This window comes from Niallia sp. FSL W8-0177 (assembly GCF_038006285.1).
Taxonomy (GTDB): Bacteria; Bacillota; Bacilli; order Bacillales; family Cytobacillaceae; genus Niallia; species Niallia circulans_A.
Window position 1 is genome coordinate 4,677,941 of record NZ_JBBOUX010000001.1, and the last position, 19,682, is coordinate 4,697,622.

General features: G+C 40.3%; 17 protein-coding genes, 12 tRNA genes and 3 rRNA genes. 31 read left to right on the top strand and 1 reads right to left on the bottom strand.

The annotated features are described in order from the left end of the window. The first annotated feature begins 108 nt into the window (after positions 1-108). From alr to NST77_RS22860, 11 genes are all read left to right on the top strand, one after another. Positions 109-1,266: an alanine racemase gene (gene alr / locus NST77_RS22810; protein ID WP_341123599.1), complete on the top strand. Its 1,158-nt coding sequence runs from the start codon at positions 109-111 to the stop codon at positions 1,264-1,266. 336 nt (positions 1,267-1,602) lie between these two features. Further along, on the top strand, positions 1,603-1,884 hold the full coding sequence (locus NST77_RS22815) for a CopG family ribbon-helix-helix protein (protein ID WP_047944180.1): 282 nt from the start codon (positions 1,603-1,605) through the stop codon (positions 1,882-1,884). A 4-nt stretch (positions 1,885-1,888) separates the two neighbouring features. Then, positions 1,889-2,239: a type II toxin-antitoxin system endoribonuclease NdoA gene (gene ndoA, locus NST77_RS22820; RefSeq protein ID WP_016201246.1), complete on the top strand. Its 351-nt coding sequence runs from the start codon at positions 1,889-1,891 to the stop codon at positions 2,237-2,239. Between the two features lie 531 nt (positions 2,240-2,770). Beyond that, positions 2,771-3,136 (top strand): STAS domain-containing protein, encoded by a 366-nt coding sequence (locus tag NST77_RS22825; RefSeq protein WP_047944178.1) that lies wholly within the window; start codon positions 2,771-2,773, stop codon positions 3,134-3,136. 3 nt (positions 3,137-3,139) lie between these two features. Beyond that, positions 3,140-3,541 carry an anti-sigma regulatory factor gene (locus tag NST77_RS22830; protein WP_047944177.1) on the top strand — a complete coding sequence of 134 codons (402 nt, stop codon included), beginning with the start codon at positions 3,140-3,142 and terminating at the stop codon, positions 3,539-3,541. A gap of 11 nt (positions 3,542-3,552) precedes the next feature. After that, positions 3,553-4,563: a PP2C family protein-serine/threonine phosphatase gene (locus NST77_RS22835; RefSeq protein ID WP_047944176.1), complete on the top strand. Its 1,011-nt coding sequence runs from the start codon at positions 3,553-3,555 to the stop codon at positions 4,561-4,563. A gap of 55 nt (positions 4,564-4,618) precedes the next feature. Beyond that, positions 4,619-4,951 carry an anti-sigma factor antagonist gene (locus NST77_RS22840; RefSeq protein WP_095331009.1) on the top strand — a complete coding sequence of 111 codons (333 nt, stop codon included), beginning with the start codon at positions 4,619-4,621 and terminating at the stop codon, positions 4,949-4,951. After that, positions 4,948-5,418, top strand: a complete 471-nt coding sequence (gene rsbW, locus NST77_RS22845) for an anti-sigma B factor RsbW (protein WP_047944173.1) — start codon at positions 4,948-4,950, stop codon at positions 5,416-5,418. The genes NST77_RS22840 and rsbW overlap by 4 nt, the downstream gene beginning before the upstream one ends. Beyond that, positions 5,396-6,193, top strand: a complete 798-nt coding sequence (gene sigB, locus NST77_RS22850) for an RNA polymerase sigma factor SigB (protein WP_047944172.1) — start codon at positions 5,396-5,398, stop codon at positions 6,191-6,193. The genes rsbW and sigB overlap by 23 nt, the downstream gene beginning before the upstream one ends. Further along, positions 6,190-6,786: a PP2C family serine/threonine-protein phosphatase gene (locus NST77_RS22855; RefSeq protein WP_095331007.1), complete on the top strand. Its 597-nt coding sequence runs from the start codon at positions 6,190-6,192 to the stop codon at positions 6,784-6,786. Before sigB ends, NST77_RS22855 begins: the two co-directional genes overlap by 4 nt. Positions 6,787-7,043: 257 nt before the next feature. Beyond that, on the top strand, positions 7,044-9,233 hold the full coding sequence (locus NST77_RS22860) for a Tex family protein (RefSeq protein ID WP_341123600.1): 2,190 nt from the start codon (positions 7,044-7,046) through the stop codon (positions 9,231-9,233). An 88-nt stretch (positions 9,234-9,321) separates the two neighbouring features. On the opposite strand, the gene cmpA is transcribed toward NST77_RS22860, so the two are convergent. Then, positions 9,322-9,438: a cortex morphogenetic protein CmpA gene (cmpA, locus tag NST77_RS22865; RefSeq protein WP_123260059.1), complete on the bottom strand. Its 117-nt coding sequence runs from the start codon at positions 9,436-9,438 to the stop codon at positions 9,322-9,324. 220 nt (positions 9,439-9,658) lie between these two features. Here cmpA and NST77_RS22870 point away from each other — a divergent pair, with 220 nt between their 5' ends. The 20 genes from NST77_RS22870 (at position 9,659) to tsaD (ending at position 19,515) form a co-directional block, all read left to right on the top strand. Beyond that, positions 9,659-10,135, top strand: a complete 477-nt coding sequence (locus tag NST77_RS22870) for a SprT family protein (RefSeq protein ID WP_095331001.1) — start codon at positions 9,659-9,661, stop codon at positions 10,133-10,135. A 156-nt stretch (positions 10,136-10,291) separates the two neighbouring features. Next, a tRNA-Asn gene (locus NST77_RS22875) sits at positions 10,292-10,366 on the top strand. Between the two features lie 6 nt (positions 10,367-10,372). Then, positions 10,373-10,463 (top strand) — tRNA-Ser (locus NST77_RS22880). 19 nt (positions 10,464-10,482) lie between these two features. Further along, positions 10,483-10,554 (top strand) — tRNA-Glu (locus NST77_RS22885). Between the two features lie 22 nt (positions 10,555-10,576). Further along, positions 10,577-10,653: transfer RNA gene (locus NST77_RS22890), tRNA-Asp, on the top strand. A 14-nt stretch (positions 10,654-10,667) separates the two neighbouring features. Further along, a tRNA-Gln gene (locus tag NST77_RS22895) sits at positions 10,668-10,742 on the top strand. 1 nt (position 10,743) lies between these two features. Further along, a tRNA-Lys gene (locus NST77_RS22900) sits at positions 10,744-10,819 on the top strand. A gap of 16 nt (positions 10,820-10,835) precedes the next feature. Beyond that, positions 10,836-10,920, top strand: a tRNA-Leu gene (locus NST77_RS22905). A gap of 55 nt (positions 10,921-10,975) precedes the next feature. Next, positions 10,976-11,059: transfer RNA gene (locus NST77_RS22910), tRNA-Leu, on the top strand. A 64-nt stretch (positions 11,060-11,123) separates the two neighbouring features. After that, positions 11,124-11,200, top strand: a tRNA-Arg gene (locus NST77_RS22915). 8 nt (positions 11,201-11,208) lie between these two features. Then, positions 11,209-11,285: transfer RNA gene (locus NST77_RS22920), tRNA-Pro, on the top strand. 41 nt (positions 11,286-11,326) lie between these two features. Next, positions 11,327-11,400, top strand: a tRNA-Gly gene (locus tag NST77_RS22925). A 122-nt stretch (positions 11,401-11,522) separates the two neighbouring features. Continuing rightward, positions 11,523-13,070 (top strand): 16S ribosomal RNA (locus NST77_RS22930). A 355-nt stretch (positions 13,071-13,425) separates the two neighbouring features. Then, a 23S ribosomal RNA gene (locus tag NST77_RS22935) occupies positions 13,426-16,361 on the top strand. A gap of 90 nt (positions 16,362-16,451) precedes the next feature. Next, positions 16,452-16,568, top strand: a 5S ribosomal RNA gene (gene rrf, locus NST77_RS22940). The 16S, 23S and 5S rRNA genes sit together here with 12 tRNA genes alongside, the layout of an rRNA operon. Before the next feature lie 19 nt (positions 16,569-16,587). Continuing rightward, positions 16,588-16,661 (top strand) — tRNA-Met (locus NST77_RS22945). Between the two features lie 214 nt (positions 16,662-16,875). Next, positions 16,876-17,331 carry a tRNA (adenosine(37)-N6)-threonylcarbamoyltransferase complex ATPase subunit type 1 TsaE gene (gene tsaE / locus NST77_RS22950; protein WP_123260058.1) on the top strand — a complete coding sequence of 152 codons (456 nt, stop codon included), beginning with the start codon at positions 16,876-16,878 and terminating at the stop codon, positions 17,329-17,331. Next, the gene (gene tsaB, locus NST77_RS22955; protein ID WP_123258791.1) at positions 17,328-18,044 is read left to right on the top strand and encodes a tRNA (adenosine(37)-N6)-threonylcarbamoyltransferase complex dimerization subunit type 1 TsaB; all 717 of its coding nucleotides are present in this window, start codon (positions 17,328-17,330) and stop codon (positions 18,042-18,044) included. The genes tsaE and tsaB overlap by 4 nt, the downstream gene beginning before the upstream one ends. Next, positions 18,044-18,490 (top strand): ribosomal protein S18-alanine N-acetyltransferase, encoded by a 447-nt coding sequence (gene rimI, locus NST77_RS22960; RefSeq protein ID WP_095332926.1) that lies wholly within the window; start codon positions 18,044-18,046, stop codon positions 18,488-18,490. Before tsaB ends, rimI begins: the two co-directional genes overlap by 1 nt. Then, entirely contained in the window at positions 18,487-19,515 is a 1,029-nt protein-coding gene (gene tsaD / locus NST77_RS22965) for a tRNA (adenosine(37)-N6)-threonylcarbamoyltransferase complex transferase subunit TsaD (RefSeq protein ID WP_341123601.1), read from the top strand. The genes rimI and tsaD overlap by 4 nt, the downstream gene beginning before the upstream one ends. Positions 19,516-19,682 lie beyond the last annotated feature (167 nt).

Below are 19,682 nucleotides of genomic sequence, written 5' to 3' on the forward strand. Positions count from 1 at the left end.
GGAATAATTACTTGTTACGCTAAACTTATAAGGATAGAATTGACAAGCGGATCAATCAGTAGAATAATTTAAGGAATAAGTTTGTTATTAAAAAGGACGTGTGAGGATTTGAATCAAGAAGATAACTTTTATCGTGATACATGGGTGGAGATTGATCTTGATGCTATTGCATATAATGTTGGTGAATTAAGAAAAAAATTACATCCTGAAAATAAGTTAATAGCAGTAGTAAAGGCAAATGGATATGGGCATGGGGCTCTGCAAGTTGCCAGAACTGCTTTACGGTCTGGTGCGAATTACTTGGCCGTAGCCTTTTTAGATGAAGCAATCAGTTTAAGAAAGCAAGGAATAACAGCACCGATTCTTGTGCTTGGCGCAAGTAGACCGAAGGATGTTATGACAGCAATAAAATATAAAGTAACTTTAACTGTTTATTATAAAGATTGGTTAGAAGAAGCGGTTCAATTTTTAAATAAGGATGATTCATTAACGATTCATTTAAAGTTAGATACAGGTATGGGGAGAATTGGGGTTAGAAATGAGCAGGAGATTCAATCGATAGAAGAATTGCTGGTAAAACACCCCAATATTGTAGTGGAGGGGATTTTTACTCATTTTGCAACAGCGGATGAAAAAAATTCTTCTTACTTTGAAAGCCAAATTCAACGCTTTAAGGAACTACTATCTTATTTTACAAAGCTGCCCGCAATTATTCACTGCAGTAATAGTGCGGCAAGTCTTTTGCATCCTGATTTGCAATATAATGCTGTGCGTTTGGGGATTTCTATGTATGGATTAACACCTTCTCTTGAAATTGAACCTGATTTACCTTATCCATTACAAGAAGCTTTTTCCTTAAGGACAAAATTAGTCCAAGTGAAAAAGTTAAACAAGGGCGATAAAGTGAGCTATGGAGCTACTTATGAGGCAAAAGAAGAGGAATGGATAGGGACTTTACCAATTGGTTATGCAGACGGATGGTTACGTAAACTGCAAGGACAAGAGGTTCTGGTCGAAGGAATAAGAGCGCCGATTGTAGGGAGAATTTGTATGGATCAATGTATGATAAGGCTGCCGTTTTATTTAGAGCCAGGAACAGAAATAACGCTAATTGGGAAGCAAAGGGATGCAGAAATCTCTGTGAATGAAATTGCTGCTAAACTAGAAACGATTAATTATGAAATCACATGTATGATTTCTACAAGAGTTCCGCGGGTTTTTAAACAATATGGAAATATCACAGAAACAGTAAATTTCTTAATCTAGAGGAAGAATAAAGCAATGGTGGTTTCGACTGCTTGCTGCCAGATGAATATTTTAAACTCAAGATCAAATAAAAGTAATGGATAAGGAAATGACTGAATACATTAATTATGGTCACAGATACCATTTGAAGATCTATTTATATGAAAAATATGGAAGAATAGCTATTATTTTTGTGAATAATTTTCGTTTTTCTATTCTTTCATGCATAAAAGGGATAATTTTTGGCGGATAATACAGTAGAATTGCTGAATGGACTTTGCAGAAACACTTATTAGTGGTATGATTAAAAAAAGCAGAGCTAAAAATGGTGTGTAGTGATGGTGGAGGTGTATGTTTGTGTCTGAATCTAGCACAACGACAGAGATCATGATAAAATTACCAAAGCATTTGTTAACTGAATTGGACGGCTTCGTTAAGCAAGAAAATGTTAATCGTAGTGAATTTATTTATCAAGCAACGAAAATGTATCTTCGCGAACGGAAAAAGAGACATATCCGCGAATCGATGAGACGAGGATATATGGAAATGGCTAAATTAAATTTATCCATTGCATCAGAAAGCTTTCTCGCAGAATACGAGGCAGAGCATACAGTAGAACGTCTTGTAAGCGGAGGGTAATCCTTTGATTGTCAAACGTGGTGACGTTTATTTTGCAGACCTATCCCCAGTTGTTGGTTCAGAGCAAGGCGGCGTCCGTCCTGTACTTGTCATTCAAAACGACATCGGGAATCGGTTCAGTCCCACAGTCATTATTGCAGCAATTACAGCTCAGATTCAAAAGGCTAAATTGCCGACTCATGTGGAAATTGATGCGAAGCGATATGGTTTTGAAAGAGATTCGGTAATTCTTTTAGAACAAATTCGTACGATAGATAAACAGAGGCTAACGGACAAAATTACTCATCTTGATGAGGAAATGATGGAAAAAGTCGATGAAGCTCTACAAATTAGTTTAGGTCTCATTGAATTTTAAGTATAATGCGCTCATTGCAGCGCTTTTTTTTTATAACCCTAACTACAACCTTTCTGTATGTAAAAAAAGCTCGTATGTTAAACTAGAAAGAACCTCCTTATTTATTTTGGAGGTTTTTTCTAGTTTGAAAGGAAATAGTGGAGCAATTTTTTTACTGTATAACAAAAAATTTTTATAATAGGTTTGAAGGATAAGGAAAATGGGAATATAGAAAAGTCATCACCTATCTTTAGTAGAAGGATGAATAAATTTTCAAGTGGAGAATATGCCCAAAAATACCGCTTGTTTTTCAATATACCCATTTTTGAAAATAGAAAGTCTCTGTTAATATGATAAAATGAAGGAAGTAACTCAGGAAATATGGAGCAATTAAATTGGTGATTACGGATGGATAAATTTTTTATAATCTTTATGTTTACCAAGGGAAGCTCTTGCTTTATTTTAGTTTTTCTTCCATCTAAATAGAGGATCCCTAACGCGGGATGGATAAGTGTGTAAAAAATATATTAAAAGAAAGTTGGTTGGTTTTGGGTGAATAGAGTAAGAATACCAATATTAAAACTTTATGACTACTTACTAGTATCCATTCAATGGGAATTAGATGACCAAACAGCCCTTCAGTTTCAGGAGGATTTATTAAATAAAATCCATGAGACCAGTGCGAACGGGGTAGTCATTGATTTAACTTCTATTGATTTTATAGACTCATTTATTGCAAAAGTATTAGGTGATGTTATCGGTATGTCGAAGCTAATGGGGGCTAAGGTGGTACTGACAGGGATTCAACCTGCTGTTGCCATCACCTTAGTAGAGCTAGGTATCAGTTTAAACGATGTTTTAACTGCCTTAGATCTAGAAAAAGGTTTGGAGAAATTACAACAGGAATTGGAGGACTGACCTATGGGAGACCAATCCTGTGTAAAAATTATAAATGAATGGGATATTGTTGCCGCTCGACAATTAGGCAGAAACCTCGCCAAAGAGCTCGGCTTCGGTACCGTTGATCAAGCCCGGATAACCACAGCAATTAGTGAATTAGCAAGAAATATATATTTATATGCTGGTCAAGGACAGATTTGTATAGAAAAGCTTTTTGATAATGGGAAAGCTGGTTTAAAACTGATTGCGATGGATAGTGGTCCTGGAATTAAGGATATTAGACAAGTGATGCAAGATGGTTTTTCTACTTCTGGCGGGTTAGGAGCCGGATTGCCAGGTGTGAAACGTTTGATGGATGAGTTTGATATTAAAACCTCTATTGGCGATGGAACAGAAATCCAGGCGGTGAAGTGGCTAAGATAGGGGGGGAGATAATGGATTTCCGTGAAATGATGGAATCTAAATATCGAGATCTTCTTGTGAACTATATTAAAGATGAATCTGAACAAGCTCTTTATCAAGGGCAAAAGTTTAGTAGGAAATCAATTGAACAAAAAATATCACCAGAAGATATAATCAGTTTACATAAATCTATTCTGATGGATTTATATCCAGATATACCTGGATATGTAACAAAATCCTTTGATATCCTTTTAGAGGTTATGATAGGCTATGGATTTGCTTATAGAGAACATCAAAGCTTGCGTCATGTTCAGCAAGAGTTAAGAAGCGAAATGGAAATAGCAGCAAATGTACAGCAAACTTTATTAAGCACAGATATTCCAAAGGTCGATGGATTAGATATTGGGGCAATAAGTGTGCCGGCTAAAATGATGAATGGCGATTATTATCACTTTGTTCATGATGATGATCAGATTATTAACATTGCCATTGCAGATGTGATAGGGAAGGGTATTCCTGCTGCTATGTGTATGTCGATGATTAAGTATGCGATGGACAGTCTTCCGGAAAATAGGAATAAACCAAGCAATGTTTTAGAAAATTTAAATAGGGTCGTAGAACAAAATGTAGATCCTAGTATGTTTATTACCATGTTTTACGGAGCATATGATGTGCTTTCACATGTATTTCATTATGCCTCAGCTGGTCATGAGCCTGGCTTATATTATCAAGCGGAAACGAAACAGTTTAGTGAGCTGAAGACTAAGGGATTATTGCTGGGTGTTGATAAAAGGACGAAATATCAGCAGTTTGAAAAGCAAATTTATCCAGGAGACATGATTGTTTTAATGTCAGATGGGGTAACCGAGTGTAGAACAAAGGAAGGTTTTATTGAAAAAGAAACGCTTCTTGGATACATAAGGAAACATATGCATTTAGATGCACAGAATATTGTAGAAAATGTCTTTAAGGAATTAGAAAAAATTCAAGATTTTCAATTACGTGATGATTTTACTTTAATTATTTTTAAAAGAGAAGTTTAATGGTACCTCTAATGGGGTATATGACAATATCGTAATAATGTGAAGGTGGGTCGGGATGAATATCATAATAGATGTAAAAGAAAAAGAATTGGATGTAGAAGTTAAGGTTTCTGGTGAAATTGATGCGTATACTGCTCCGAAATTAAGGGAGCGGATTTATTCCTTTTCTGAAAAAGAAGGAATGAAAATGATAATTGATTTATCAGATGTAAATTATATGGATAGTACTGGTTTAGGTGTATTTGTAGGCATATTTAAGAATGTTCGAGCAAATAATGGTGAATTTAAGTTAGTAGGTCTATCAAGCCGCTTAATCAGACTGTTTGAAATAACTGGATTAGCAGACATTATAGACATAAATAGCAAGATAGAAGGTGGAATACAATGAGTCATTTTGAGTACATCGAAATGAAAATTCCTTCTAAACCGGAGTATGTTGGGATTATTCGCTTAACATTGTCTGGAATTGCAAGCAGAATGGGCTTTAGCTACGATGAAATTGAAGACTTAAAGATAGCTACAAGTGAAGCCTGTACAAACGCTGTGCAACATGCGTATAAAAATAAAGACGCAGGAGAAGTTTTAGTTGGATTTCGATTATATAATGATCGCTTGGAAGTCATTGTAGCTGATAATGGGAAAAGTTTTGACTTTCATTCCACTACAAAGGATTTGGGTCCGTATGAGCAGGATGAGTCGGTGGAATTTCTTCGTGAAGGAGGACTTGGCCTATACTTGATCGAAACATTAATGGATGAAGTCAAGATTCACCATAATAACGGGGTAACTGTTTTCATGACAAAATACCTCGAAGGAGAGCAGGTGGAGAGGGATGCAGAAACAATCTCAACCTAATCGCCATTTATCAAAAGAAGAAGTAAATGCTTTAATTAAAGATTTTCAAAGTACCCAAAATGAGAAGGCGCAAGAAGCGCTTGTTATAAATTATCGTGATTTAGTAGAAATGCTGGCACGAAAATATTCTAAAGGTAAAATGTTTCATGAGGATATTACACAGGTTGGAATCATTGGATTAATAGGTGCTATTCATCGCTATGATGAAAGCTTTGGAAAAAGTTTTGAAGCCTTTGCGGTTCCAACCATAATTGGAGAAATTAAACGGTTTTTAAGAGATAAAACTTGGAGTGTTCATGTACCCAGAAGAATAAAAGAGCTTGGTCCTAAAATAAAGAAGACGGTTGAGCAGCTTACTACCGATTTACAGCGTTCTCCAAAGGTGGATGAAATCGCCGATTATTTAGATGTCTCCGAAGAAGAAGTATTAGAAGCAATGGAAATGGGAAGAAGTTATCAAGCATTGTCTGTTGATCATTCGATTGAAGCAGATTCGGAAGGTGGAACTGTTACACTTCTAGATATTGTCGGAGATGTAGATCAAGGCTTTGAAAAAGTAAATCAAAAGTTAGTTCTTGAAAAAGTACTGCATGTACTAACAGAGAGAGAAAAGAGTATTATTCAATATACATACTTGGATAATCTTAGTCAGAAGGAAGCTGGAGAGAAGCTTGGCATTTCTCAGATGCATGTTTCTAGGCTTCAGAGAAGAGCCATCAAAAAGCTACAAGAAGCAATTCAGGCGGAGACCAGTAATTCGGAGTTTATCTTATGAATGAGTTGAAAGACAATAATGTTCATGTGCTTTCCTACCAGACTAGCAAGAAAGGGAAAACCCTTTGTGGAGATAGTTTTTTTTATACATCAACGGATGAATACTTTATTTGTGTATTAGCGGATGGACTTGGTAGTGGTGAATATGCAAACGAGGCATCCGTTGCAGTTACGGAGATAATTAAAGAAAACCATGCCAAATCTGTAGATGAATTAATGGAACTATCCAATAATGTTCTTGTAAAGAAAAGAGGGGCTGCTGTTTGTGTTTTTAAAATAAACTATGCTTCTAAGACAATTGTATACAGTTGTGTAGGCAACATACGATTCTTTCTTTATTCTCCTTCAGGTGAACTGACGTATCCACTCCCGGTAACGGGGTATTTGTCAGGAAGACCACAACATTATCATACACAACGTTTTACTTTTGAAAACCATGCTAAATTTCTTGTTTTTTCCGATGGATTTAATATTCAAGGAATTAAAAATTTGCTAAAAGGCTATTTACCTATTAGGTCCATAGCAAATGATATTATTGGGAAATATAATAACTCTAACGATGATTCTACTTTTATACTAGGAAGCTTACTTTGAAAAGTAAGCTTTTTTTGTTCGAAATGGAAGTTCGCTCATTTAATCGTATCCTTTGCTTCGATATTGAACACCTATAAGCTAGTAAAATAAAAAGAGAAAGGAAGGGATGTAATTTCCTTTATGTTGATAATATGTTTTCCAAGAACCTTTTGCTAAAATAGAGATAGATCAAAATAAAAGGTATTACTTTCGTATAGAAAGATAATAGGAATAATAATTTACGTGATGTTCGACGAATCTAGAAAGGATATGGTGTTATGGAGAAGGTTTTGGAACAGGAAAAAGGACAGAACTATTTAGCGATTATAGCAAAAGAACAGAGTGTATCAATTAAACAAGTGAAAAGTGTTATTACATTAATAGAAGATGGAAATACCGTTCCTTTTATTGCTAGATATAGAAAAGAACAAACAGGGGCACTAGATGAGGTGCAAATAAAAGATATCATTGATCGGTATACATATATTCAAAACTTGGCACAACGAAAAGAGGAAGTTATTCGTTTAATTGAGGAACAGGGGAAGCTCACAGAAGAGCTGCATAACAATATTATAAAGGCAATTAAGCTGCAAGAAGTAGAGGATTTATATCGTCCGTATAAACAAAAGCGTCGAACAAAAGCAACGATTGCTAAAGAAAAAGGGTTGGAGCCTTTTGCAGAATGGTTAGTTAGTAAAGAAAAGAAAATTTCTTTAGAAGAAGAAGCAAATAAATATATCTCGGAGGAAAAAGAAGTTTTATCCATTGAGGATGCAATAAATGGAGCGAAAGATATACTGGCAGAACAGATATCAGATGATGCAGAGAGCAGAAAATGGATAAGAAGTAAGACAATGCTTACTGGGAAAATTCAGTCAACCGCTAAAAAGGTAGAGAAGGACGAAAAAAATATTTATGAAATGTACTATGAATATGAAGAACCAATAAATAAAATTGTCCCTCATCGAACTTTAGCATTAAATAGAGGAGAAAAAGAAGATGTTTTAAAAGTAGCCATCGTTGCTCCGATAGAAGTAATTACGGAATACTTAGAGAAAAAGTGGTTAACAAATGCCCGATCCCCTGAAGGCTTAATCATAAAAGAAGCTATTGAGGATGGCTATAAACGTCTTATTCAACCATCCATCGAAAGGGAAATAAGAAATGAGTTAACCGAGAAAGCGGAAGAACAGGCGATACACATTTTCTCAGAAAATCTTCGGAATCTATTATTACAGCCACCTCTAAAAGGGAAAATGGTTCTTGGAGTAGATCCAGCATATCGGACAGGCTGTAAATTAGCGGTAGTAGATGAAACAGGGAAAGTATTAGAAATAGGGGTTATCTATCCTCATCCGCCTGTATCTAAAACAGTAGAAGCGAAAGCAAAGTTCCAAGAAATCTTAGATCGATATGATATTGAAATGGTTGCAGTTGGTAATGGTACTGCTTCAAGAGAAACGGAACAATTTGTAGCAGATATGCTAAAAAAGCAAAATAAAGAAATCTATTATTTAATAGTAAATGAAGCGGGAGCGAGTGTATACTCTGCTTCAGAAATTGCTAGAGAAGAGTTTCCGGATTTCCAAGTAGAAGAAAGAAGTGCTGTATCGATAGCGAGAAGACTGCAAGATCCGCTTGCTGAATTGGTTAAAATTGACCCGAAATCCGTTGGAGTTGGTCAATATCAACATGATGTATCTCAAAAAAAATTAGCAGAATCATTGCACTTTGTAGTAGAAACAGCAGTTAACCAAGTTGGTGTTAATGTAAATACAGCATCTTCTTCTCTGTTACAATATGTTGCGGGTCTTTCCAAAGCGGTTGCTAATAATATCGTAAAGAAACGAGAAGAAGAAGGGAAATTCATAAGTCGCAAACAATTAAAGAAGATACCGCGCCTAGGTGCAAAAACATATGAACAGGCAATTGGTTTCCTACGTGTATTGGATGGAGAGGAGCCTTTAGATAGAACGGGCATACATCCAGAGCATTACGATGAAGTAAAAAAACTCTTATCTACATTAGGATTTAAAACAAAAGATATTGGTACTACAGCTTTAAGGGAAGCATTAACAAAGGTTAATCTGAAGGAAAGTGCACAGGAACTTAATATAGGGGAATTAACGCTAAAGGATATTATTGAGGCATTAGTTCGTCCATCCCGAGATCCACGTGACGATTTAGCTGCACCATTATTAAGAAAAGATGTATTGAAACTAGAGGATCTGCAAACGGGCATGGAGCTACAAGGAACTGTTCGAAATGTAGTTGATTTTGGGGCATTTATAGATATTGGTGTAAAGCAAGATGGCTTGGTTCATATTTCGAAGCTGAGCAATAAGTTTGTAAAGCATCCCCTTGATATAGTAGGTGTGGGAGATGTTGTTACTGTTTGGGTAGACAGCGTCGACCATAATAAAGGAAGAGTAGCACTAACAATGCTAAAACCAAAAGAAGAAAAATAATAATAAAAAGAAGCCTGCGTTGATGGAAGAGATAACGCAGGTATTCTTAGTTTATGAAAAGAAAATGAGTTCATTTTATAATGAAAAGTTAATTAGCAGCATTTTTACGGCAATAGTAATACCAACATTGATTCAACAGCTTTACTTGATAGCTATTTTTTTCATAGAAAGCTTTTTTGATTTGGTTTTGTAACCAATTAGGCATTATATCCACTCCTTATTTTTTTGATTTGGCTAGGCTGAAATAGAAAATTTACTTTAGCTTTTCATGCCGATAACTAAAAAAGGTAGAAAATTGCCTAGTTTAAGGTGGGAATATAGAATTTTTTATTTAACTTGATTACATGATTGTGTACGTTTTAGTAAGTTATAAAACTATTGTATGCTATAATAGTTTGTCTTGTTGAGGAGGAATGAGCGGTACGATGACAAATGAGGAATTACAAAAGTTAGTGGAGGATATATCGTGGGATTACTTTAAAAGAAACTTTGAGCATAAAGCAATCTTTAATCCACGATTAAGAACCACTGGTGGAAGATATTTGTTAAGCACTCATAATATTGAAATCAATAAAACATATTATGATCTGATGGGTTTAAATGAATTAGTAGGGATTATAAAACATGAATTATGTCATTATCATCTTCATTTATTAAACAAAGGATATCAGCACAAGGATGCTGATTTTAAGTCTCTTCTAAAAATGGTAGGTGGCCCAAGATATTGTTCACCTTTACCAGTTGGAAATAAGAAAGGTAACTCAAAGCGAATACTTATTTATTCTTGTGTTTCTTGTAAACAGCAATATACGAGAAGAAAAAGAATGGATATAAAAAAGTATGTTTGTGGGAAATGTAAGGGAAGATTAAAATTAGAAGAAGTGATTCAGATAGATAAGTAATTATAGATGGATGGATTTTGTTTTAAAAAAAGTTTCAAAAGGTGCTTGACTTATTATTTATATGTCCTTATAATGTAAAGAGTCGACAAGAGAGCAGTCATTATAATGCTGCTAGTAATTGTTTCGTTTGATAACAAATACGTCGATAGAAATTATTCCGCAGTAGCTCAGTGGTAGAGCATTCGGCTGTTAACCGAACGGTCGTAGGTTCGAGTCCTACCTGCGGAGCCATTTTTTGGGGAAGTACTCAAGAGGCTGAAGAGGCGCCCCTGCTAAGGGTGTAGGTCGCGTAAGCGGCGCGAGGGTTCAAATCCCTCCTTCTCCGCCAGAAAGCGATTTGGTATTATGGCCCGTTGGTCAAGCGGTTAAGACACCGCCCTTTCACGGCGGTAACACGGGTTCGAATCCCGTACGGGTCATTTGTTATTTTATAAAAAGTTTGGTCCGGTAGTTCAGTTGGTTAGAATGCCTGCCTGTCACGCAGGAGGTCGCGGGTTCGAGTCCCGTCCGGACCGCCATTTATATTTAATATTGGGCTATAGCCAAGCGGTAAGGCAACGGACTTTGACTCCGTCATTCGTTGGTTCGAATCCAGCTAGCCCAGCCAAGAGCCATTAGCTCAGTCGGTAGAGCATCTGACTTTTAATCAGAGGGTCGGAGGTTCGAATCCTCCATGGCTCACCATTATATATTAGAACAAGCGGGTGTGGCGGAATTGGCAGACGCACTAGACTTAGGATCTAGCGCCGCAAGGCGTGGGGGTTCGACTCCCTTCACCCGCACCATCTAATTAATGAACGAAACAGATTTATGAATGTACAATGGATCATCTCTTATAGTGCGGTCGTGGCGGAATGGCAGACGCGCTAGGTTGAGGGCCTAGTGGGGGTTAACCCCGTGGAGGTTCAAGTCCTCTCGGCCGCATCAAAAAAAGTGTTGACAGCCGATAAAAAATATTGTATGATTATAAAGTCGCTTTCGGAAATATGCGCCCGTAGCTCAATTGGATAGAGCGTCTGACTACGGATCAGAAGGTTATGGGTTCGACTCCTTTCGGGCGCGCCATTATATTTCGGGAAGTAGCTCAGCTTGGTAGAGCACTTGGTTTGGGACCAAGGGGTCGCAGGTTCGAATCCTGTCTTCCCGACCATGAATGTTCGTCAAGTAAAAAAAGAATATCACTCTTATTATGCGGGTGTAGTTTAATGGTAAAACCTCAGCCTTCCAAGCTGATGTCGTGGGTTCGATTCCCATCACCCGCTCCATTTTATTTTATTGCTCTTTGAAAACTGAACAAACAAACGTCAACAATAATCGTTTTATAACTAGCGTTATAAAACAAAAAAGTAACAAAAAGCTAGAGTTTAGCAATGAGCTAATCAACTCTTTATTGGAGAGTTTGATCCTGGCTCAGGACGAACGCTGGCGGCGTGCCTAATACATGCAAGTCGAGCGGACTTTAAAAGCTTGCTTTTAAAGTTAGCGGCGGACGGGTGAGTAACACGTGGGCAACCTGCCTGTAAGACTGGGATAACTTCGGGAAACCGGAGCTAATACCGGATAATCCTTTTTCTCTCATGAGGAAAAGCTGAAAGACGGTTTACGCTGTCACTTACAGATGGGCCCGCGGCGCATTAGCTAGTTGGTGAGGTAACGGCTCACCAAGGCAACGATGCGTAGCCGACCTGAGAGGGTGATCGGCCACACTGGGACTGAGACACGGCCCAGACTCCTACGGGAGGCAGCAGTAGGGAATCTTCCGCAATGGACGAAAGTCTGACGGAGCAACGCCGCGTGAGTGATGAAGGTTTTCGGATCGTAAAACTCTGTTGTTAGGGAAGAACAAGTACAAGAGTAACTGCTTGTACCTTGACGGTACCTAACCAGAAAGCCACGGCTAACTACGTGCCAGCAGCCGCGGTAATACGTAGGTGGCAAGCGTTGTCCGGAATTATTGGGCGTAAAGCGCGCGCAGGCGGTCCTTTAAGTCTGATGTGAAAGCCCACGGCTCAACCGTGGAGGGTCATTGGAAACTGGGGGACTTGAGTGCAGAAGAGAAGAGTGGAATTCCACGTGTAGCGGTGAAATGCGTAGAGATGTGGAGGAACACCAGTGGCGAAGGCGACTCTTTGGTCTGTAACTGACGCTGAGGCGCGAAAGCGTGGGGAGCAAACAGGATTAGATACCCTGGTAGTCCACGCCGTAAACGATGAGTGCTAAGTGTTAGAGGGTTTCCGCCCTTTAGTGCTGCAGCAAACGCATTAAGCACTCCGCCTGGGGAGTACGGCCGCAAGGCTGAAACTCAAAGGAATTGACGGGGGCCCGCACAAGCGGTGGAGCATGTGGTTTAATTCGAAGCAACGCGAAGAACCTTACCAGGTCTTGACATCCTCTGACACTCCTAGAGATAGGACGTTCCCCTTCGGGGGACAGAGTGACAGGTGGTGCATGGTTGTCGTCAGCTCGTGTCGTGAGATGTTGGGTTAAGTCCCGCAACGAGCGCAACCCTTGATCTTAGTTGCCAGCATTCAGTTGGGCACTCTAAGGTGACTGCCGGTGACAAACCGGAGGAAGGTGGGGATGACGTCAAATCATCATGCCCCTTATGACCTGGGCTACACACGTGCTACAATGGATGGTACAAAGGGCAGCAAAACCGCGAGGTCGAGCAAATCCCATAAAACCATTCTCAGTTCGGATTGTAGGCTGCAACTCGCCTACATGAAGCTGGAATCGCTAGTAATCGCGGATCAGCATGCCGCGGTGAATACGTTCCCGGGCCTTGTACACACCGCCCGTCACACCACGAGAGTTTGTAACACCCGAAGTCGGTGGGGTAACCTTTTGGAGCCAGCCGCCTAAGGTGGGATAGATGATTGGGGTGAAGTCGTAACAAGGTAGCCGTATCGGAAGGTGCGGCTGGATCACCTCCTTTCTAAGGAAAATGGAATTTATATTCCATCAAAGATTGTTGACGATTTGTTGTTCAGTTTTGAGGGAGCAATTCCTCAAAATGAAAGGCTTAATAAGCCTGATTGTTCCTTGAAAACTAGATTATGTAAGAACCAAGAAAGAAACCGAGTAATCGCCATCTTAGATTCTCTATTTTAGAGAATTACTTCTTTGGAAAGTAGTCGTATTAAACGAATACTCCTTCAAAGATTGGAGAGCAAAGAGAAGCAAGTAGGTCAAGGAAGCGACCGAACGAGCACCAGAGCGTACGACAGTACGTGAGGAGCAGAGTGAAGAAGCTGACGAAGAGATACGCCGCTTATCTTTGGTCGAAACTAAGTTAAGTTAGAAAGGGCGCACGGTGGATGCCTTGGCACTAGGAGCCGATGAAGGACGGGATTAACACCGATATGCTTTGGGGAGCTGTAAGTAAGCTTTGATCCAGAGATTTCCGAATGGGGAAACCCTCTATCCGTAATGGGATAGAATCTTTACCTGAATACATAGGGTACTGAAGGCAGACCCGGGGAACTGAAACATCTAAGTACCCGGAGGAAGAGAAAGCAAACGCGATTCCCTGAGTAGCGGCGAGCGAAACGGGATTAGCCCAAACCAAGAGGCTTGCCTCTTGGGGTTGTAGGACACTCTATATGGAGTTACAAAGGAACGGGGTAGACGAATCGATCTGGAAAGGTCAGTCGTAGAAGGTAAAAACCCTGTAGTCGAAACTTCGTTCCCTCTTGAGTGTATCCTGAGTACGGCGGGACACGAGAAATCCCGTCGGAAGCAGGGAGGACCATCTCCCAAGGCTAAATACTCCCTAGTGACCGATAGTGAACCAGTACCGTGAGGGAAAGGTGAAAAGCACCCCGGAAGGGGAGTGAAATAGATCCTGAAACCGTGTGCCTACAAGTAGTTAGAGCCCTTTTATGGGTGATAGCGTGCCTTTTGTAGAATGAACCGGCGAGTTACGATTACATGCGAGGTTAAGTTGAAGAGACGGAGCCGCAGCGAAAGCGAGTCTGAATAGGGCGAAATAGTATGTGGTTGTAGACCCGAAACCAGGTGATCTACCCATGTCCAGGGTGAAGTCCAGGTAACACTGGATGGAGGCCCGAACCCACGCACGTTGAAAAGTGCGGGGATGAGGTGTGGGTAGCGGAGAAATTCCAATCGAACTTGGAGATAGCTGGTTCTCTCCGAAATAGCTTTAGGGCTAGCCTCAAGATTTAGAGTATTGGAGGTAGAGCACTGTTTGGACTAGGGGCCCCCATCGGGTTACCGAATTCAGACAAACTCCGAATGCCAAATACTTATTCTTGGGAGTCAGACTACGAGTGATAAGATCCGTGGTCAAGAGGGAAACAGCCCAGACCACCAGCTAAGGTCCCAAAGTATACGTTAAGTGGAAAAGGATGTGGAGTTGCTTAGACAACCAGGATGTTGGCTTAGAAGCAGCCACCATTTAAAGAGTGCGTAATAGCTCACTGGTCGAGTGACTCTGCGCCGAAAATGTACCGGGGCTAAACGTATCACCGAAGCTGTGGATTGACATCTTTGATGTCAGTGGTAGGAGAGCGTTCTAAGGGCGTTGAAGCTAGACCGTAAGGACTGGTGGAGCGCTTAGAAGTGAGAATGCCGGTATGAGTAGCGAAAGATGAGTGAGAATCTCATCCACCGAATGCCTAAGGTTTCCTGAGGAAGGCTCGTCCGCTCAGGGTTAGTCGGGACCTAAGCCGAGGCTGAAAAGCGTAGGCGATGGACAACAGGTTGATATTCCTGTACCACCTTTAAATCGTTTGAGCAATGGGGGGACGCAGGAGGATAGGGTAAGCGTGCTGTTGGATTAGCACGTCCAAGCAGTTAGGCTGGTAATGAGGCAAATCCCATTACCACATAAGCGGAGCTGTGACGGCGAGGGAAATATAGTACCGAAGTTCCTGATTCCACACTGCCAAGAAAAGCCTCTAGCGAGATTTAGGGTGCCCGTACCGCAAACCGACACAGGTAGGCGAGGAGAGAATCCTAAGGTGAGCGAGAGAACTCTCGTTAAGGAACTCGGCAAAATGACCCCGTAACTTCGGGAGAAGGGGTGCTCTTGCGGGTGCAAGCCTGCGAGAGCCGCAGTGAATAGGCCCAGGCGACTGTTTAGCAAAAACACAGGTCTCTGCGAAGCCGCAAGGCGAAGTATAGGGGCTGACACCTGCCCGGTGCTGGAAGGTTAAGAGGAGGGGTTAGCACGTTAGTGCGAAGCTCTGAATTGAAGCCCCAGTAAACGGCGGCCGTAACTATAACGGTCCTAAGGTAGCGAAATTCCTTGTCGGGTAAGTTCCGACCCGCACGAAAGGTGTAACGATCTGGGCACTGTCTCAACGAGAGACTCGGTGAAATTATAGTACCTGTGAAGATGCAGGTTACCCGCGACAGGACGGAAAGACCCCGTGGAGCTTTACTGCAGCCTGATATTGAATTTTGGTACAGCTTGTACAGGATAGGTAGGAGCCTTGGAAGCCGGAGCGCTAGCTTCGGTGGAGGCATTGGTGGGATACTACCCTGGCTGTATTGACATTCTAACCCGCACCCCTGATCGGGGTGGGAGACAGTGTCAGGTGGGCAGTTTGACTGGGGCGGTCGCCTCCTAAAAAGTAACGGAGGCGCCCAAAGGTTCCCTCAGAATGGTTGGAAATCATTCGTAGAGTGTAAAGGCACAAGGGAGCTTGACTGCGAGACCTACAAGTCGAGCAGGGACGAAAGTCGGGCTTAGTGATCCGGTGGTTCCGCATGGAAGGGCCATCGCTCAACGGATAAAAGCTACCCCGGGGATAACAGGCTTATCTCCCCCAAGAGTCCACATCGACGGGGAGGTTTGGCACCTCGATGTCGGCTCATCGCATCCTGGGGCTGTAGTCGGTCCCAAGGGTTGGGCTGTTCGCCCATTAAAGCGGTACGCGAGCTGGGTTCAGAACGTCGTGAGACAGTTCGGTCCCTATCCGTCGTGGGCGTAGGAAATTTGAGAGGAGCTGTCCTTAGTACGAGAGGACCGGGATGGACGCACCGCTGGTGTACCAGTTGTCTTGCCAAAGGCATCGCTGGGTAGCTATGTGCGGAAGGGATAAGTGCTGAAAGCATCTAAGCATGAAGCCCCCCTCAAGATGAGATTTCCCATAGCGTAAGCTAGTAAGATCCCTGAAAGATGATCAGGTTGATAGGTCAGAGGTGGAAGCATGGCGACATGTGGAGCTGACTGATACTAATAGATCGAGGACTTAACTAAAATAATCTTAGCGTAAGCTAAGAAAGATTACTTGTTCTTTCTTTTACTTCATAATCTAGTTTTGAGGGAATAACCTCAAAAATTAAATAGTCTGGTGGCGATAGCGAGAAGGTCACACCCGTTCCCATACCGAACACGGAAGTTAAGCTTCTCAGCGCCGATGGTAGTTGGGGGTTCTCCCCCTGTGAGAGTAGGACGTCGCCAGGCTTTTATTATTTTATATCGTCGCGGGGTGGAGCAGTCTGGTAGCTCGTCGGGCTCATAACCCGAAGGTCGCAGGTTCAAATCCTGTCCCCGCAATCAAACAATGAAAAATCCTTAGGAATAAAACCTAAGGATTTTTTTGTTCGTCTAGGATTTTTTTTAATGGAGAGACTGTGGATAACTAAATTAAAAATAAAGAAGCAAGATCAGAAGGTTTCCCTCAAAAAACAAAAGACTAGCTTTAGACTCAGTGGGTAATTGAGTATAATAAAAGATAATACCATTATTAAATTTGTATTAGGAGTAATTTATGAATAACTTTGAATGGAAGGCAGATAATGCGGAAGAAACAATTGGTTTTGCGGAGCGGATTGCATGGCTTTTACAAGCAGGAGATGTAATCACTTTAGAAGGTGATTTAGGAGCTGGCAAAACAACTTTTACAAAGGGAATAGCGAAAGGATTAGGGATAACTAAAACAGTTAATAGTCCCACCTTTACAATAATTAAAGAGTATCAAGGGAAATTACCATTGTATCATATGGATGTTTATCGTTTAAAGGATAGCGATGAGGATTTAGGATTTGATGAGTACTTTGAAGGAGAAGGCGTTACAGTAGTGGAATGGGCCCATTTGATTGAGGAGCAGCTACCAGTGGATTATCTGCAGATTAACTTATATTATGATAATACATCGGGAAGAAAAATTGTCTTATCACCTAAGGGCTCCCGTTATATGCAATTATGTAAGGAGTTATTTTCATGAAGATATTAGCAATAGATACATCAAATTTTGTTTTAGGGGTTGCCTTATATGAGAATGGGAAGGTAATCGGGGAGTATATTACAAACCTAAAAAAGAATCATTCGATTAGAGCAATGCCAGCAATTGAACAGTTAATGAAGGACTGTGATATTAAACCAAAGGATCTTTCTAAAATAGTGGTAGCAAAAGGTCCAGGATCTTATACAGGAGTGCGTATTGGTGTTACCATTGCGAAAACACTGGCTTGGACATTGAACATCCCACTTGTGGGTGTTTCTAGTTTAGAAGTGCTTGCTGCATCTGTGGGAAGATACTTTGATGGATATGTTTCTCCCTTATTTGATGCAAGAAGAGGACAGATTTACACAGGACTTTATCAATTTAGCAGAAATGATATTGAGATCGTAAAAAATGATCAGTTAATCCTTTCAACTGATTGGATAGAGGAACTTGTCCCATTAAAACAGCGAATATTGTTTGTAGGAAATGACTTACCTATACACCAAGATATCTTAATAGAAGGATTAGGAGAGTTTGCTCAGTTAACCGATGCTGTGGACTTTAATCCTAGACCGTCTATCCTTGCAATGTTAGGAGAAGCTAGAGAGGGAGAAGCGATACATACGTTTACCCCTAATTATATTCGCTTAGCAGAAGCAGAGGCCAATTGGTTGAAGGCAAATAAAATAGAGAAAAAGGAAGACAGGGGATAATGTCAACATTTGAATTTCGCAATATGACAGTCGCGGATATCGATAATGTTTTTAAAATCGAAACGATTTCTTTTAGTACTCCATGGAGCAAAGAGGCTTTTTATAATGAGCTGACCCAAAATCGGTTTGCAAAATATATTGTCATCCAATATGAAGACGGGCTTGTTGGATATTGTGGTGTATGGATTGTTGTAGATGAAGCACATATTACAAATATCGCTATTCTGCCTGATTTCAGAGGGAAAAAACTTGGTGAAATGCTGCTTACAAAGATTATGGAAGAAGCAAGAAAGCTTGGTGCAACTACTATGACACTAGAAGTTCGTGTAACTAATGAAGTAGCACAAAATTTATATAGAAAACTTGGATTTCAAAATGGAGCAATCAGAAAGAAGTATTATACAGATAATCAAGAAGATGCTTTAGTAATGTGGGTGAAATTATGAAGAATAATAATGTAATAATAATGGGCATGGAAACAAGCTGTGATGAAACGGCTGTTTCTATTGTAAAAAACGGAACAGAAATCCTTTCTAATATTGTTTCTTCTCAAATAGAAAGTCATAAACGATTTGGCGGAGTAGTTCCCGAAATTGCTTCGAGACATCATGTGGAGCAAATTACGATTGTGATTGAAGAGGCCCTCTCAAAAGCAGAGATAAGCTATGAGGATATTGATGCTATTGCTGTAACAGAAGGTCCTGGTTTAGTAGGTGCTCTTTTAATAGGGGTAAATGCAGCTAAAGCAATAAGTTTTGCACATGATATCCCCTTAGTTGGTGTACATCATATTGCAGGACATATATATGCTAATCGACTTGTGGATAACTTAGAATTTCCTTTATTAGCTCTTGTGGTTTCTGGTGGACATACCGAATTAGTGTTAATGAAAGAGCATGGCCATTTTGAGGTTATTGGAGAAACAAGGGATGATGCGGCTGGCGAAGCATATGATAAAGTTGCAAGGACGCTCCAGCTTCCTTATCCAGGTGGACCTCATATTGATCGATTAGCAGGAGAAGGAAACCCAAAAGCTGTTAAGCTTCCAAGAGCATGGATAGAAGGTACGTATGATTTTAGTTTCAGTGGATTAAAATCAGCAGTTATCAACACTGTGCATAACGCTGAACAACGTGGTGAAGTTATTAGACCAGAGGACTTGGCTGCTAGTTTTCAGGAAAGTGTAGTGGATGTATTAGTTTCAAAGACTTTGGAAGCAGCAAAGGAATACAAGGTAAAACAAGTTGTATTAGCGGGCGGTGTTGCTGCTAACAAGGGTTTAAGAACAGTACTTGCCGAGAAATTTAAACAGTTAGATTCAGTTAAGTTAACCATTCCTCCATTATCTTTATGTACAGATAATGCAGCAATGATAGCAGCAGCTGGCACAGTTTTCTTCGAAAAAGGACAGCGAGCACACCTGGATTTAAACGGAAATCCAGGATTAGATATAACTATCCACAATGTGTAGGAATAAGTCTTTTTACTTATATGCATAGAAAAGTGTAATTGTGAATAAATATGATGTTATATACATATTATGTGGATATTGTGTATAACTTATTATCGTTTTGTGGATAATGTGGGTAAATATGTGGAAAGCTTATATAATAACTCTTTAATATGTGGATAATAATG